Consider the following 16,739-nt stretch of genomic DNA (forward strand, 5'->3'; position numbering starts at 1 on the left):
CGCTTACGCTCCGGTGGCTTGTGGCGACGTAAAGATCAATTGCCGGTCCAGCAGGTAACTGATCAAGCGATTCACACAATCATCCACCGACATCTGCGACGTATCCAGGCGCACTTCCGGGCGTTCAGGCGCCTCATAGGGGGAATCGATACCCGTAAAGTGTTTGATCTTTCCCGCCCTGGCCTTTTCATAAAGACCCTTTGGATCCCGCTCTTCACACGTCTGAAGCGGGGTATCCATGAACACCTCAATGAACTCACCCGCCGGGAACAGGTTACGCACCAAGCGCCTATCACTGGTGAAGGGTGAGATAAACGCACTGAGAACAATCACGCCGGAATCGGTGAACAACTTACTCACCTCTCCAATACGGCGGATGTTTTCAACCCGGTCTTCATCAGAAAACCCCAGATCCCTGTTCAGGCCGTGGCGCACGTTATCGCCATCCAGCAGGAACGTGTGGTAACCGCGCTCAAACAAGGCAACATCCAGAGCATTGGCAATGGTGGACTTGCCGGAACCACTCAGGCCCGTAAACCACAACAGACACGGGCTCTGGTTCTTGATGGAAGCGCGGTCCGCCCGGGTGACTTTCTGGTGATGCCAGACGATATTTTCAGACATGAAACAGCAACCTTGCTCTTGAAACGTATTTTCTTACACCGACAACCGGTGCACTTTATCCCCCTGGCGATCCGCATCCACAACATCGGACTGCCCGTTACACCACACCAGGTCCTCCAGGTTGCCGTTGGGCGCGTAACCCGTTTTGGCATTCTTAAGTACTTCGATAATCGCGCTGCAATCGAATGCCTGGCTCGCCCGCTGCAACTGACTGAGGAAGTCTTCTACCTGCTCCCAGGGAAGATAAACTTCCCGTGCCATCATGATTCGTGGGTGCGAAGTACCTTGCGGATCGTCACCAATCAACAGTTCTTCATACAGCTTTTCCCCAGGGCGAAGGCCGCTAAAGGTCACCTCAATATCACCTGCGGGATTGCTTTCCGTTTTCTCTTCCAGCCCCATCAGGTGAATCATCTTGCGGGCCAGGTCCGCAATCTTCACCGGCTCGCCCATATCAAGCACAAACACCTCGCCACCCAGGCCGATACTGCCGGCCTGGAGAACCAGTTGGCTGGCTTCAGGAATGGTCATGAAGTACCGGATAATGTCCGGATGGGTAACGGTAACCGGGCCACCATCGCGAATCTGATCCCGAAATAACGGCACCACGGAACCGGAAGAACCGAGCACGTTGCCGAAACGCACCATGGAGAATACCGTCTTTTTCTGCCGCTGTGCCAACGCCTGCAGCACCAGTTCCGCCAGCCGCTTGCTAGCCCCCATCACGTTGGTGGGGCGAACCGCCTTATCCGTGGAAATCAGCACAAAACGCTCAACACCGGCTGCAATAGCGGCTTCAGCCGTGTGCCAGGTGCCAAACACGTTATTCTGCACGCCTTCTATTACATTGTGTTCAACCAAGGGTACGTGCTTATAGGCGGCTGCGTGGTAGACCGTCTGCACACCAAACGCCCTCATGGCAGACTCGCAGCGGCGCCGATGCCCCACATTACCGAGTAAGGGATGCAACTCTACTCCTAGTCCCTCCACCCGATTGATGGAACTCAGCTCCCTCTCAATGGCGTACAGAGAAAACTCGGACTGTTCGAACAGCACCAACGCGCGCGGACGATGACGAATAATCTGGCGGCACAACTCTGAGCCAATCGAACCGCCCGCGCCAGTGACCATCACGGATTTTTGGTACAGACTCTTGGCTACAACGGCAGAGTCCGGCCGAACCGGGTCTCGCCCCAGCAGGTCTTCAATCTCCAGATCCCTGATGTCATTAATCCGCGCCTGGCCCGCCACCAGTTCCGACATGGAAGGAACGGTTTGGACCGGGATCGACAATGGCTCAAGCTGCTTCAGCAGTTTCTTGCGATCAATTTGCGTACCTTCATCCAGCGCCAGCAGAATCCGCTGCACTTGGTGCTTCGGCATATGCTTGGCGATGTGGTTAATGCTGACGACGGGCAAGCCATTGATCATGGACTTATGGTTCGCTCGGTCAAATGACACAAAAACGACAGGCCGGTACTCGGTGCCCTGCTCCAGAGCGGATGCCAGTTGCATGCCTGTTTCGCCCGCACCCACGATGGCAACCGCTTCTTTCGCCATCTGCTTGGGATGGTTCACGATCATCCGCACACCCAGGCGGGTGCCACTAACAAATAGAAAAGCAAGAGCGCCGTAGATGATGGGCACCGAGCGAGGTACAAACACCTGCAACAGGTAGCCCAAGGTAATCAGGGCAACGCTGGAAGCAATCACCCCGTAGATTATTGTGAGGAAAGCCCGGTCACCCAGATAACGGATAACCGCCCGATAAAGCCCCAGGCGAATGAACACACCGATGGTAAACACCACTGTAATGGCAGCAATCGTGAGTTGTTCTCGGGTAGGCAACCAAAGATGCTGCTCAAGGCGCAAGGCGAAAGCAGCCCATATGGCAAAAAACAGAAAGAACGCATCCGACAGAACGGACACGACCCGCTTTTGAAATCTGGGAAGATTAAGAAATGCCCTAATCAAGAAATTACTGTCTCCACGCTTTGCCAGCCTGCTCCTGCTCACAGGGTTACCTCCCGCTTCCATCGAGATTGGAACTCACTGTCCATTGCCCATCACCATTCGTTGCCATCAATAAACCAAGATTTCAATGCACACAGAACGGCACTTCCAACATTATAGGACGGCCCCGCAGGTAACACGGAATTAAACATTCGAAACCCTCTGGCACCTAATCCCTTCCAGGAACCCTGTCGCCAGCTCCCTTGCCTCCAACTGTCATAAAGATGTACTTAAAGTACGCACCCACCGTTAAATTCTCTAACATTTTCTGGTCTGTCTCTGCCAAGAGCTGCGGGGTCGACATATCGATATCTTTGACTTGGGCTAGCCCAGTAATCCCAGGACGCGCAGCCAAAACACCCCGCTGCTCCCTTTCTACTATCAGCTCTTCTTGGTTAAACAAGCAGGGCCGAGGCCCAACCAAACTCATCTCGCCTCTGAGCACATTCCATAACTGGGGCAACTCATCCAGCTTTGTTCGACGCAGGAAGCGCCCGAACGTGGTAATCGCATCGACGCTGGCCAGGTGACTGGCAATGGCCGCAGTGTCCTTTTTCATTGTACGGAACTTCACAAGAATAAATGGCTTCTTATTACGTCCTACCCTCTCCTGAAGGAAGATTGGTGAACCTGTGTCGAACAAACCGACGACGTAAACCACCAATAATAAGGGCAATCCAACGATCAACCCAATAAATGAACACAAGATATCCAGAAGGCGAATCACGTTTAGTTCTCCTTAGTAAAGGTAAAACAACGCTTCAGCTCTTCTTCTACTTTCGCCTTCGGGACCCAGTCAAGCAGTTCGCTGTTCTTCGAAATATCAACCTGTAAAGAACCCAGGACTCTACTAGCGATGCGTTTCTTACCTAACACCGTAGCACCAAAGTTAAGCAGCGCGTGAGGTATGGGAATTAGTCGGGGATGTCTACCAGCAGCAGTGGAAAGAGCCTTCAACAACTCTGTTGTTGAAAGATCTTCACCGTCGCTGACCAAAAATACCTGATTTGCGGCTGAGGGATGATCTATACATCGGATTATGAAATCTACTAAATTGGTGCAGGCTACAAGTGATCTTTTGTTGTGAACCGCGCCAAGCGGAAGAGGCATCCCCTTACCCACAAACTTCATCAAACTAGAAAAATTTCCTTTCACACCGGGACCATAGACAAGTGGCGGTCGTATGATCACTACTTCAATTCCAGTTTCCTCCGCAATAGCCAAAAGCCCTTGCTCTGCCTCAAGTTTAGAGATTCCATAAGGATCCTCGGGAGCTGGTGTATCACCTGCCGTATACGGCATACCAGCGCTAGTTTCCTCACCGTTTACCTTTATCGAACTGATAAAGATCAGGCGTTTAACTCCGTTGTCCGCTGCCTGTTGTGCGAGGTTAAGAGTTCCCCGCACATTTACTTCTCGAAACTCACCAAGTGGGTCTCTAGCGTTGTCGTCCATCACATGAACGCGAGCAGCCGTATGAATCACAACATCCACGTTGTGCAAAGCCGACTTCCATCCAGTATGAGCGTCCATATCACCGACCATAACGGTGTCAATACCACTGTTAGATAAACCAGCTACCTGTCGGACGGCCCCTCGAACGTTATACAGCCCGTGTTCACATAGACCGCTAATCAGGTGCCGGCCAACAAAACCATTCGATCCCGTAACAAGAACATTTCGAAGTGCATTCTCAGCCACGCTATTACCTATTTATAAAAATCGTCACGATGCGACTTCTCTATAAAAATCGAGGAGTCGAGCCCAGACTAACTCGCTATCAAAATACCTCTCGATACGCTCTCTGCCATACTTGCCTAGCCTTTGCCGCAAGTCAGAATCTTGGTATAAATCGATCATGGCTTCGAAAAGTGCCTCCTCGTTGAAAGCTTCAACGAGGAGGCCACTTCTATCCGCCTCAACGGCCTCCCGGCAACCAACTACATCGAAAGCAATAACCGGAAGTTCCATGGCACTGGCTTCCAAGGCCACATTTCCGAACCCTTCACGATAAGACGGAAAAACGAAAACGTCAGCAATGCTGAAGTACTGCTCAACGTATCTCGCCCATTGAACAAAACGAATCTGGGGGCTATTTTCTAGAAAAGAACGCGTATCAGTATTAAGTGGATCGAAATCTTCGTAACGACCAACGATCAAAAGAATCGAGTTGGCTCCGCCACGTAGATCAGACGTAAATCGCCTGAAAGCTCCAACAAGTTCATTTATACCTTTATCACGCCTAATCCTGCCACAGAACATAAACACGAACGCCTCTTCATCAATTGAAAGATTCGTTCGAATGGCGTTCTTCTTGTGCAAATAAAGCCTCGGAGAAAACTTCGAAAGATCAACACCATTACTAGACCCCAACCCCAACACAATGATCTTATGGCGTGGACAGATACCCTCATCAACGTACTTATTTGCAAGCTCTTTAGAAATACTTTGGACTCGATGGCTGAGGCGACAGACCAATATATCGAAAAACCTAAATAGGCGACGCTTAAAGCCAAACATATTTTCATAGGCCCGCCCACGAATCATAAAAATTAAGCGGCTCTGAAAAGATAGCCTTGCAGCCAAAGCACCTAGAAGTGATGCTTTGGGAGTAGAAACAACAACTATATCGAAACGATTAAATAAAAAGAAAAACCAAATTTTTATCAGCGAAACCAAATCGGAAAACAATTCCGGATTACGAGCAATCTTAATAGGTATCGACTTCGCTCCTTGTTCTTGTATCCATTCATGCTCCGGACCAGGCGAGGCTATTGCCGTGACCGATACAGAACGAGAGGTGAGATACGAAAACTGATTACGATACAAGGAATGAAGATTAATGGGATCCGTAAGAACAAAACAAATTTTTAGACAAGGTTTAGCTTTCAAACAATACAACCTCATAGAGATTTCAGATATTTCGCCGGAGCACCTGCATAAAGGCCTGGCTGCTGGAGTACACCAGCGACCACGGAATTCGCTGCTATAACAGACGCATTAGGTACGACGCTACCGGCCGCCAAGGTTACGTGAGACGCAACCCAGCTACCGGCCCCTACTTCCACGGACTCAAAAACGGTGCTTCCTTGGGAGACAGAGCCATTCTTCAGAGTATGCTTCGTGGTGACCGCTACAACGTAGGGTCCAAATTGTACCTCCGATCTTATTTTCATTCCTCCCAAGGCATTCAACCAACACCCTTTAGCAATATAGACATCATCACCCAGGAATAGGTGATCAAGCCCAAGCAACGTAACGTCTCGGCCAAGGCGAAGTTTAGCGGGCCGTCCAGGGAGAAGAAACGAAACTAATGCCCCCCTGATTCGAATAGCAAACCTGTTGTCGGGCAAAATTGAGGTTATGCAAAGAATCGCCCAAACCGGCAGAGCAAAACGAACCTGGTAGAAGATAGATTTACCAATCATGATTTATTAGACAGCCTTTTAAAGAATTCATATCTCCTTTCACTTACTTTATCATATGCAAACTGGAGACTACTTTCATAATTAATAACATCGAAACTTTTCAGATGATTCCTCCTCAATGCTGCAATAATTTTGTTACCGAGGTCTTCCGGGTCTCCTACACGATGTATATAGCTATCTGACAAAAGCTCAGGTATACCACCAACATTAGCACCAAAGCAGGGTTTACCTTGACTCATCGCTTCAACTAAAGAACGAGGTAAACCCTCCGTACGACTTGGCTGAATATATATATCAACTTTTTCAAGCCATTCTAAAACTGGCCTACCATTTGGAAGAGGTCCGCAAAAATCGACATATTCATCAACAGACAACTCTCTACAGAGAAGGCGATAAGATGAGGAATCACCCGCCCCCAATATCCTTAGCGAAACATCCAACCCGAGCGATCTGAGGTAAGCAACAGACCGAACAGCCACATCCACACCTTTATAATTAGTCTTATAATTACCAATAAGACCTAAGGTAAGCTTTTCGTTACATTTAAATATTCTCTCTGACAAATGTTTTTCTGGGTAGAAGTCGCTGGGAAGATTCACATTAGATGCTGAGATCTTAAACGTTTCATGGCACGCTGGATATCTATTTTGCAGATACTCAGAAGTAACATATAGCACCTGGGACGCTCTTGCTACAGACCTACGCATCTTATAATAGGCAATTGGGGCGTATAGCTTTGCTAAAACACCTCCGTAATTATTATAAGCGTCCAGAGCACATCCAACCACCTCAACTGCAATCGGTATTCTCGCCTGTCTAGCAAGTGCAATAGCAACATATCCATTTTCACTAGGAAGTCTGGCGACAAGGGCTGAACTAGAGGCTAGGAGTGAGCGAATTATTTTTCTCGCATTTCGCCTACGGCAAATAAACCCAAATACCCTTGAAGGCGGAGCCTCAACAAAAAAAAAGTCAACGTTATCCTTCGATGATAAGACGAGCCCACCAACATCCCTATTTCGACTAGCATGTCGACCAACCACTTTAACCGAATCAAAAAAATCAAGGTATCTACACCAAGAATCAGATGGGAAGGCGGCAGCCGAATAAACTAAACCGTTTTTCTTGGTAAAAATATGATCATGAACAAATAGTAAATTTTTTCCCATGAAGAAATCCTAATACATAAAATGAGCCGACAAGACGAGCCTAAACAATAATTAAACTGAGCTCATCTTATTTTCATGCCAAAGAACAAAAATTCGATGAGCAATGAAAAGCCCAAAAACAGTCAATCCGCCTATCTTTAACGTCTGGGATAAAAGATTAGCTAAATCAGCCCTCAAAATATAAATACTAGTTGCCAGTGCAAACAGATAAAATACGTACCAATAAATTGAAACAGTTCTATAATTGTATAAGGTGCCAATAATTAACGCGTATATAAAGCTAATTATAGCAATACCGATAAAACCACCAACCAGATACCCTTGACCAATTAGCGTGAATCCCCATCCGGTTGAACCTGAGAAATCATTTTCAACCCTGTAATGCGAACCAAACCATGAACCAGTGCTCTGAACACCAAGATCTACTGCTATCGGACTTGGCAAAAATGCTCTTAAAATATCATTTCCAAGGTACTCGGCGCTGTGCTCCACACCAAATAAAACTAAAGAATAAAAGTTTCGGCCAGCCGAAATGAATTCATTAGAGAAAATTGAAAAAAGCCCGAAACTTTTTAAACTCAGGTTTCCTGACAATAATACGGCCTTGAATGCTTGCGTAACAGGAACCAGAAGAGCCACGGAGAGCATTAACGACAATAAAAATAGAAAACTAGCATTTCTTTTCTTATCAAAATGGACAACTAGAAGAATGAAAATAAGTCTAAAGAAAATATCGCGCTCGCCAGTAACGATGAGGTAAAAGAAGCACGTAAGTGTAAATAAACAAAGCCATAAGTCCTTAATTAAACCAGCTTTTAGCCTAATAGCCCTAAGAGCTGCTATAGCAATCAAAACCCAAAATATAAAATCAGAAATCACTTTAATAGGATTCAACTGATTTGCTTCTATCTTGCTGTTAGCTCCAGATTGAAAAGTAAAATAAAAACTCAGGAAAACCAAAGGAATTAAAAATCCAAAAAACATTTTCTCCGAACTAGAACTCAAAGATTTACGGGGTCGAGACAAATAGAAATCATCTACGTGAAAAACTTTTTTCTCAGAAAATAAAATAAAATTTAGCGAAACTACAAAAATAACCAAACCGAAAAGCTGATATTTCAGGCTCAATGCGACCAAATATTCATCTATTCTTAGTACTGAATACCCCGTTATGTACACTCTAATTGCAAAAAATGTAGAATAAAAAGTGAAGAATCCAACTAACAGCAATCTTGGGTCAGATAAAGTGCCATTATTATTTAAATAGATCACTAGCGCGGCATAAGCATAGAACAGAAGCAGCAACAAAAATATACTGTTCGTTGAAGCAGCAATAAATATTACAATAATGCCAACGACAGATGTTACAAAATTATTCTTTCTTACAATTAACACTATATAAAAACCTTAAATTATTTCTACATAGGTCGTATACTGACACAGGGAGGACAGTTATTAAGGCCATCCTCAGAAACTGCTTCAGCTCTAACTCGCTAAAATATATTTTTTTGAGCTCAACTAGCTTAAACTCACCTATTAACTTCAGATCGTATATACGCGATATGCTTTTCCTATTTGACAACTTTTTTAGGTATTTATTTAGTTTTTCATCCTCAATTGAAGGCAAAACTTCAGAAACGGTATCGACTACCGGCTGTGGAGAAAGCGCATTTTTTTTATCAGATATAACACCACTATTTTCAACATTATAAAAGGAAGTAACTTCAGGACAAAATAATACATTTTCTTCAGCCAATACCGCTCTAAGCCATGTGTCAACATCTCCGCCTCTTTTATACTTCTTGCCAGATGGGAAACTCCCAATCTTTTCCAGAACGTATTTTTTAATTAATATAACATTTGCATGGAACACATCTTTATCTTTCAATATATTTAAAACTTCAACTCTGCTCGACACCATATCTTTATCGATGCAGGCCGAAATCAATCTATCTTGATGATTTTTTGCACCAATAACTTCATAGGAAAAACAGATTATATTCGTTTTGAATTTTTTCGCTCTTTCGTGTGCGAGCTCTAAATAATTTGAATACCATTCATCATCTGCATCTAGAAATGCTATCCATTCTGATTTTGCTTGCTTGATACCAAGGTTGCGCGCAGCATAACCTCCTGGGCCCGGCTCATCTCGGTAGAGAACCTGAATACGAGGATCATCAAACTTATCAACCTCTCCGTTGCTGTTATCAGTAGAGGGGTCACAGATTACAATTAACTCAAAATCTTTAAAGGTCTGATTAAGAACCGAGTTAATGGATCTGGCGATATGTGACTCTTTATTGTAAACAGGTATCACAACAGAAAAAAACGGTGGTTTACCTTTACTTTTCATTTTCACTTTTCTCACTAATTCTTAAGCTTCTAGATTTTTAGATTTTGACCAAACGGGGCGAGAAAATACATTTGAAAAAATGTATTTTCTAACGGATTTATTCAACGTTTTACTAACATTTTCATTTTATAATAAGCGGAAACATACTTAAGGAAGGCCTGAACAACCGCTGGTTTTGCTTATCTTGTTTTTCGCCGGCAAAATTCGCAAATTTAAACCCTATTTTCCCATAATTTATATGCTTCTTGCCCGCTGCCCCTTGGCCAGCATATATTTTACTCCAATCAGCAGGTTGCTGAACGCTGCGAGCAAATACAGTCGACTGTTTTTCTTGGCAAGGCTGCGATAGCGGCCCTTGCCGTAACCAATGACCTGCTCTATAAGATCAAGCTATCTTCGTTCCACTTTCACACAGTCCATTTAAGGCGCGTCAGTAACCTAAACGTGTCGCCAAATCCCCGCATTGTCGACGAATAAAGGCTAAGTTACTCCCAAAATACTGGTCGTAATCCGTAACTCTCTGGCCCTTATGCTGATACTGGTTGTCAACCTTGCCTGCGACATCTGAGGTTAAACTAAATCCCAGACTTTTAGCCAACCTCTCAACAGTACCTTTTTTGTCACCTAAAAAATCTTCGTAACGGATTAGGATGAAAGCTTCTGGATGTTTGAAATAAGTTTCTGCAGACAATCTCCAACGGTAAGCCAATGAATCCACGTACGATTCCGGCCAGTGACCTAACCACGAGGAATCCAGGTTTATTCGCCAAGCCGGTGATTTATTCAACTCTGGCCACTCTTTGGGATCAAGCCATTTCCGGTTTCCTGGTATCTTTAGCCGATCAAGAATGCTGCGAATATTATCCTTTGGCTCCCGCATGATCATCAAAAAGCGCGCTTTCGGGAAGATCTCTTTCAGGCTTTCATAATCAAATGTTAACCCGGGCTCTTTTACAATTTTTCGTTTGAACTCTTTTCTATACCGGTATACAAAATCGTCAAACCTTTCTACACCGTACTTTCGAAGAATCTTTGCACCAGGGCGGTTTATTGCACGAGTGATGTCTAGTGTTGCGGACACACCGGAGGCTTCGGCCAAAAGTGCTGCTATCGCAGTAGTACCAGACTTTTGAACGCCAAGAATAAACACAGGTTCAGTTTCCCTCAGCTGAGTGAGTACGTGCTGCTTGTGGGCTTCACGAATTCCCTGAACCGCCCTTACAGTAACCAGCTTTAGCATGACGACGACTTTTCTCAAAATTTCACTAAGCCTTTCCAACAACTTTTAGCACCTCGCTAACCAGCGGTTTATCCAACATTAAAATCACACAGATATATAAACTGGAAAATACGCAGAAAGCCAGCACGAGACTTAAAAGTGCACCCAGACCAACCTGTGAAACTACCCACATAGAAACTGCGAAAATCAGGGCTGAAGCTGCATAGTAAAGGCTAATGTCTTTAAACTGTTCAACGAAGGAGTAACCTATCAAGCGATCTGAGTAGTATTTGTTTGGAAAATAAAAAATCAATGACTGAACAACCTGGCCCCAAAGCACTGCTTCTATCCCAATCTGCGCAGTGGTAGCTAAAACTACAGTCGTCACTACTTTCTTGAGTACCTGTAAAGTCAATAGGATGTCCGATCGCCCCAGCACCCTGAGAATATTCAGGTTCAGTGAATGAATCGGGTAGAGCAGGGCCGCAAGGCTAAGTATTTGAAGATAACGGTGTGCGGGGTACCATTCATCGGGGAACAACAACTCAAAGAGCCAGGGGGAGATCAGAATCAACCCGCCCACCAAAGGCACATACAAGGCCATGATGACTCGGATTACTCGACGATAGGCATCTTTCAACTCCGCCGGATTCGACTGCTTTTTTGCTAGAGCAGGAAAGGTTACGGCTTGAATCGAGTGTAAAAACTGGCTGACAACTAACTCACGAATCCTGTCTGCAAAGAAGTACAAACCGGCAGTCGACGCCGTAAATAGCTTGGCGATCACCAAGGGATATATATTCTGGAATAGAATTTCCAAGCTCTGGGAGAAAAATAACTTATAACCAAATTTATACATACCCTTCGCAGAGATCAAGCTGAAGCGGTTCGTGGGTCGCCAGCCGTGCCGCCACCAAAGTAACGCGGTATGGATAATCGCCCCAAGCAACGTCTGAACCACCAATGCCCAAACACCGAAGTCTAAATAGGCGAGAGCAACGGCAATAGCTCCGGAGATAATGCTCGCAGGTAAACCCGCTTGCATCTGCGCCTTGAAGTTCAGTTCGCGGCTGAGGCTGGCCACCTGAACCACTTGGAATGAGTTTATAATGATCGCTAGAGAAGCGACTCGTATCAGCCCTATCAACCGGGTTTCTTCATAAAACGCTGCAATTGCCGGAGCAGCAGCAAATAGAATGAAGTAAGCCACCAGCCCTAGCACCAAATTAGCGAAGAAAGCAGTCGAATATTCTGTTTCGGTGATCTCGGGCAGCCGTATCAAAGCCTGCCGGAACCCCGAGTCCATAAGAGACTGCCCCAAGGCCAGAAACACTGTCATCATGGCAACAAGACCGAAATCTTCTGGCACCAAGAACCTGGCAAGCAACAGCGTAACCATTATGCCAACGCCCCGCCTGGCGAGTTGTTCGCCAAAGCTCCAAATCACAGCAGCAGAGGTTCTTTTACCAAGGGACATTACACTGCTTTCTCTTTTTTGACGCGGACAACTTCGGCAATAAGATTTTCAGTACATCGCTCAAAGGCGGCTCGCCCTCTGGTTGCCCTAATAATCTCCCGCTGCCTGACAACAAGTGATGACTGCAGAGGCTGGTCCAATGTTGCGGAATCTCCAAAAAGTGCATCCACCGAGCTTACCGTAAGGCCAGTGCTCTTGAACTCTGCATATAGAGGGTTACGTGCATCGAGATAAACTTTTGCCCCCATGTACAGAGCAATGAATAGGCTTCCAGCCCCTTGCTGTCGCAAATGATTCATAATTACGCTAGAGCAGGTGCTGAGCAACTCGATGTATTCATCCAGCTCCATGAATTCAGTTACAGGCCTGAACTGATCACCAAAAAGCCTTTTCCCTTCTCCGATCACTTTTTCCCGATAGTCTGCTTTGCCGTAGCTAAGAGGCGCAATTATCATTGAACCTCTCGGAATCCCTGCCTCTGCCAGCGTTCTGAAAACGTCTATTTGATTGTTGGTGGGGGTCGCACTGTTGCCTATAAGAATATTCTTACCAGTAATATCTTTGTGACCCAGCTTACCATCTACCAGGTCAGCGATTTTACCGTAATTCCAGCGGACGAACTCTGGAAATTTCTTGTCGCCCAAAACCTGTTTCAACAGTGCATATTCGCTTTGCAGCACTGGCGCAAATAGATCAATTTTCCTTACCAGCGACTGCTTCCGGATGGCATTGGGGTGTAGAACCCTATTGAGCGCACCTGCGAAAAGCTGCTTTGGTGTTTTTTTTAACCGTGATGCTGTTGGGCCGTGAATCGCCAAGGTTTCTGGCTTTAGCAAATCGGAAGGACTAGAGGTCAATAGATCATAGTAATCATAACCCATCCCGATCCAAACCACTGGTGTATTGGTATTTAGCCGAGCTAACAGCTCTAGGGCGAATGGTTGCAATGAATGGAGGATAATAGCGTCATAACGCTCAAAAGATCGAACGAACTTAGCGCTCCAGAATGCGTATTTGAACACGCGAACAGGTTTGACCTTCTTGAGGTGGACAATGGGCTCAGAGGTTCCAACCAGCATGAACGTATTTTGGCCCGGAGCAACTGCTTCGAAGAGTTCATATGCTGAGTCTGGAAATTTCTCGTCACGAATAAGATGAAGAAGTTTCAATTATCAGTGCTCACTGCCTTATAAACCCTCTCCGCATCCTCCTGCGAGTATCCTTCCAGCCTCCAGCGATTCGAGTTGGAAAACAAAGTTTTCCAAAAGTGTGTGGGTTCTCGCTCAGCAATCATAGCACCCTGCTCCACCAGTCGATTTGTGATTTCATTAAAGTAATACTCTGGCCGTTGATAGAAGTCTTCATACTGAACAACCAGCTTCTTATGTTTAGGTAATGTAGCAATGTCATGCTCTATTGATCGGTTGATTGCAGCGTTTCGGCCAGCTACGAAATCAAGGGGATCCAGGTCTTCGAGGTGCGGGTATTCTTATGAGTACCAGGTGCTGATATCACCGTACTGGCGCTTTCGGGCTTCCAGTACAGGCCGGATTTTGAAGATCGGGTCGCGGTGACCCAGATGACCAAGGGCTTATCGAACTGTTCAGTCAGCTCCGGAATATGCTGGTTCATAATCAAGGCTTTCATGGCGAACAGGTTTCTCCAAGGTGTTCGCTAGAGCGTTTTGTTCGTCCCGTTAACCCGCCAGATTGGCCCTTCGCCGCTGCTCGATAATTGGGAATTATCATTTCAAAATAAATTCAACAATCTTCTCAGGCGTATCCAACCCCTCAGCCTCATCATCACTGATAGAAACCCCAGCAGCCTCACCCACATCCATAATCACCAACATCACATCCAGTGAATCCACACCCAGGCCCACAAGTGTCTCGCCCATCTTGTCTTCAGACATTTCGAGGTCTTGAACATTCTTTTCCAGCATGGACATAACGATTTTTACAGCTTCTTCGCGGTTCATAATGTTTCCTATTAGCTTGGTTTTACTTCTTCATAAATTGCGGTCGCCCAAGACAACCCAACACCGAAGCCTGACATAAGAAGTCTTCGAGGGCTGTTATCCAGTTCTGTCTCCAGCAGGAGCGGGATAGACGACGAGACAGTGTTGCCGGTTTCGGAGAGCCTGATGGGGGCCTTCTCAACTGGTATGCCTGCTCTCTTTATGGTGTTTTCCAGCATAAAACGGCTGCCTTGATGCAGCAAAAACAGGTCAACTTCCTCAGCAGTCAAGTCCGCAGATGCCAGCGTACGTTTGATCTGCTTTGGCACATCCTGCAAAGCAAAGTTGAACACAGCTCGGCCGTTCATTTCCAGGCCACGAGTAGTCTTCTGGAGAGCCTCGCTACCAGCACCTTTCGTTGAGAATTTCGCTGTAGCCAGCGTGTAACGCGGGGTGTCGCTGATCAACGTAACAGATGCGGCATCACCAAACAGAAGGCAAGTGTTTTTATCTTCCGGATCAAGAATTCGGGAATAAGGATCGCAGGTAAAGAGCAACCCCTTTTTCATCCCGTTCGCAGCCATAAATGACTGAATCACACTTAGACCGTATACATACCCGGAGCATCCGAGCCCGATATCAAAGCATGCGCATTCTTCCGGTAGTTCCAGAGCAGCGTGAACCAGAGCTGAGTTGTGCGGCAAACCGCCGTTGTCCGGGTTTTGAGTACACAGAACCACGCACTCGATCTTTGACTTATCAATATTCTCTTCTTCACACAGGCGATCAAAGGCTGCAACGCTTGCACTAACAACGCTATCTGTCTCTTCAAACCGAGGCAGAGTTGCGACGCCGATTTTTTGCTCGACAAACTCGCGATCTGTTTCAAACCGGTCTGCCTGCTTCAGATTATCGACTCGGCCTTTCGGGAGATGACTCGCTACCGACTGAATCCCTAACATGAGTGGCTCCTATTGTTCTGATGTGTCAAGAAAAGTACATGTCAGCGATTTTCTCGCCATTGACCAGGACATCGCTGCAGGTTAGCCGTGTGCCCACCTGTCTGGTGATGCGAAGCTCCACTTTATCCATAGCCGGAATTGGGAGTCGACCATCATATCGGGAGAAAAGCCATTTCTTGGAGCTATCCACGCAGTGCTGGTGCATTTTCTTGCAGAGCGATACGAGCAGTTCAATTCTGTCCGCATGGTGGGGGTTGTTCTGAACGATAGACCTATCCCCGACAATAGAGCCACGGCAGGCTTCCGGCTCATCAAACCCCTGTCGCACCGCTTCTTCAGTTTCAATCGCTGCATTGATACAGAGCGAGTAACTCTCGCCGTCAGGCTCGGTTATTTTAGCGACTACCGCATCCGCTGCTGTTGGCGCCCGTTCCTCCAGAATGCAAACTGGGTTGTGGATCATATGTTTAAATGACACATTGATATTGCATTCCGCCAATCCTCTCTGATCGGCTACCTCAACCAACGCATTAAACAAACTGGTTCCTTGGATATAGTTTCGGTTGCCCTTGAACACGAATTTCAGCACTTCCGACATAACAACTCCTAACCTATCGATCGTTTGGGGCCGGTTTTCAGGCCTACCATGCGCCTAGCAGGATTGCCGAACATTGAATGGTTGGGCTCAACATTTTTGACCACAACACTGCCCATACCCAGCGATGCCTCTGCGCCGATTACCAGATTGTCCCGAACACTAGCGCCCATTGCGATGGTCGCTCCAGCGTTCACCGTGGTATGACCACCAAGCAATGACCCTACGGACATCCAGACCCCATACTCGACAACTGCGCCATGACCTACGTTGCACAGATTACCGATCACCACATCGGTCCCGATAAACGTTGGGGCTAGAATGCCACCGGCAATCACAGCATTTGCACCTATTTCAGTGTTGTCGCCAATAGACACACCCCCCACATGGGGAAATTTGAGCAATCGGCCATCAGCCGCCCGATACACTGTCACCCCGTCGCTGCCAATCACAACGTTCTCCCGAACGACGGTGTTCCTGCCAATCCGTGTACCACGCTTGATAACGGCCCCGGCACAAATGACGCTGCCCGCACCTACTTCGACGCCATGTTCGATAACGGCTGAGCTTGCAACCTGCGCCTCACTCGAGACCGCAGCATCATCCGTGTAGCCACACCAATGGGCATCTACGCCTGTGGAACCAATCAACCACGTAAGCACATCCATAAACGCAGCTCTGGGATCTGAGACCACACAGAACTGATTGGAGCCTTGGATTGATTTATCCGGCAATTCATCTGTCAAAACAAAGGAGCCTGTTAAATCTACGCCTTTGCCATAATTCTCGGAATTAGCAAACACCAGTTGCTTATGGCCACCGGCACGGGAATCACAGGTGCCCGTCAATTCTAGGTCTTCCGCACCGGCAAGTTTGATCGGGCCACCCATCGCCTCAAGAAAGGCGACGATTTTTGAAGATTTCACCGGTGTCCTGAAAAAG

The 16,739-nt window shown here is 46.6% G+C and carries 16 protein-coding genes; all 16 read right to left on the reverse strand.

Features of this window, described 5'->3' with window-relative positions:
* Positions 1-3: 3 nt before the first annotated feature.
* Positions 4-624 carry an adenylyl-sulfate kinase gene (gene cysC, locus AAGD24_RS13900; protein ID WP_036210023.1) on the reverse strand — a complete coding sequence of 207 codons (621 nt, stop codon included), beginning with the start codon at positions 622-624 and terminating at the stop codon, positions 4-6.
* A 33-nt stretch (positions 625-657) separates the two neighbouring features.
* Positions 658-2,598, reverse strand: coding sequence for a polysaccharide biosynthesis protein (locus AAGD24_RS13905; protein WP_379865404.1), 1,941 nt, complete (start codon positions 2,596-2,598; stop codon positions 658-660).
* 208 nt (positions 2,599-2,806) lie between these two features.
* Complete coding sequence (locus AAGD24_RS13910) at positions 2,807-3,364, reverse strand: sugar transferase (protein WP_379865406.1); 558 nt, start codon at positions 3,362-3,364, stop codon at positions 2,807-2,809.
* 2 nt (positions 3,365-3,366) lie between these two features.
* Positions 3,367-4,338: a UDP-glucose 4-epimerase family protein gene (locus tag AAGD24_RS13915; protein ID WP_379865408.1), complete on the reverse strand. Its 972-nt coding sequence runs from the start codon at positions 4,336-4,338 to the stop codon at positions 3,367-3,369.
* A 24-nt stretch (positions 4,339-4,362) separates the two neighbouring features.
* Positions 4,363-5,529: a glycosyltransferase family 4 protein gene (locus AAGD24_RS13920; protein ID WP_379865409.1), complete on the reverse strand. Its 1,167-nt coding sequence runs from the start codon at positions 5,527-5,529 to the stop codon at positions 4,363-4,365.
* Positions 5,530-6,061: 532 nt separating this feature from the next.
* Positions 6,062-7,234, reverse strand: a complete 1,173-nt coding sequence (locus tag AAGD24_RS13925; protein ID WP_379865411.1) for a glycosyltransferase — start codon at positions 7,232-7,234, stop codon at positions 6,062-6,064.
* A 51-nt stretch (positions 7,235-7,285) separates the two neighbouring features.
* Positions 7,286-8,629 (reverse strand): O-antigen polymerase, encoded by a 1,344-nt coding sequence (locus AAGD24_RS13930; RefSeq protein ID WP_379865413.1) that lies wholly within the window; start codon positions 8,627-8,629, stop codon positions 7,286-7,288.
* Positions 8,607-9,587 (reverse strand): glycosyltransferase family 2 protein, encoded by a 981-nt coding sequence (locus tag AAGD24_RS13935; protein WP_379865415.1) that lies wholly within the window; start codon positions 9,585-9,587, stop codon positions 8,607-8,609. The genes AAGD24_RS13930 and AAGD24_RS13935 overlap by 23 nt, the downstream gene beginning before the upstream one ends.
* 430 nt (positions 9,588-10,017) lie before the next feature.
* Complete coding sequence (locus tag AAGD24_RS13940; RefSeq protein ID WP_379865416.1) at positions 10,018-10,827, reverse strand: sulfotransferase family protein; 810 nt, start codon at positions 10,825-10,827, stop codon at positions 10,018-10,020.
* A 25-nt stretch (positions 10,828-10,852) separates the two neighbouring features.
* A complete protein-coding gene (locus tag AAGD24_RS13945) occupies positions 10,853-12,283 on the reverse strand; it encodes a lipopolysaccharide biosynthesis protein (protein ID WP_379865418.1) in 1,431 nt (476 codons plus the stop codon).
* Positions 12,283-13,452 carry a TDP-N-acetylfucosamine:lipid II N-acetylfucosaminyltransferase gene (locus AAGD24_RS13950; protein WP_379865420.1) on the reverse strand — a complete coding sequence of 390 codons (1,170 nt, stop codon included), beginning with the start codon at positions 13,450-13,452 and terminating at the stop codon, positions 12,283-12,285. The genes AAGD24_RS13945 and AAGD24_RS13950 overlap by 1 nt, the downstream gene beginning before the upstream one ends.
* 277 nt (positions 13,453-13,729) lie before the next feature.
* On the reverse strand, positions 13,730-13,930 hold the full coding sequence (locus tag AAGD24_RS13955) for a hypothetical protein (RefSeq protein ID WP_379865421.1): 201 nt from the start codon (positions 13,928-13,930) through the stop codon (positions 13,730-13,732).
* Between the two features lie 97 nt (positions 13,931-14,027).
* The gene (locus AAGD24_RS13960) at positions 14,028-14,261 is read right to left on the reverse strand and encodes a phosphopantetheine-binding protein (RefSeq protein WP_379865423.1); all 234 of its coding nucleotides are present in this window, start codon (positions 14,259-14,261) and stop codon (positions 14,028-14,030) included.
* An 11-nt stretch (positions 14,262-14,272) separates the two neighbouring features.
* Positions 14,273-15,202, reverse strand: a complete 930-nt coding sequence (locus AAGD24_RS13965; protein WP_379865424.1) for a ketoacyl-ACP synthase III — start codon at positions 15,200-15,202, stop codon at positions 14,273-14,275.
* Positions 15,203-15,227: 25 nt separating this feature from the next.
* Positions 15,228-15,800 carry a hypothetical protein gene (locus AAGD24_RS13970; RefSeq protein WP_379865426.1) on the reverse strand — a complete coding sequence of 191 codons (573 nt, stop codon included), beginning with the start codon at positions 15,798-15,800 and terminating at the stop codon, positions 15,228-15,230.
* Positions 15,801-15,808: 8 nt separating this feature from the next.
* Positions 15,809-16,723 carry a hypothetical protein gene (locus AAGD24_RS13975; RefSeq protein ID WP_379865428.1) on the reverse strand — a complete coding sequence of 305 codons (915 nt, stop codon included), beginning with the start codon at positions 16,721-16,723 and terminating at the stop codon, positions 15,809-15,811.
* Positions 16,724-16,739 lie beyond the last annotated feature (16 nt).

This window comes from Marinobacter sp. M5B, assembly GCF_042604615.1.
Classification (GTDB): domain Bacteria; phylum Pseudomonadota; class Gammaproteobacteria; order Pseudomonadales; family Oleiphilaceae; genus Marinobacter; species Marinobacter salarius.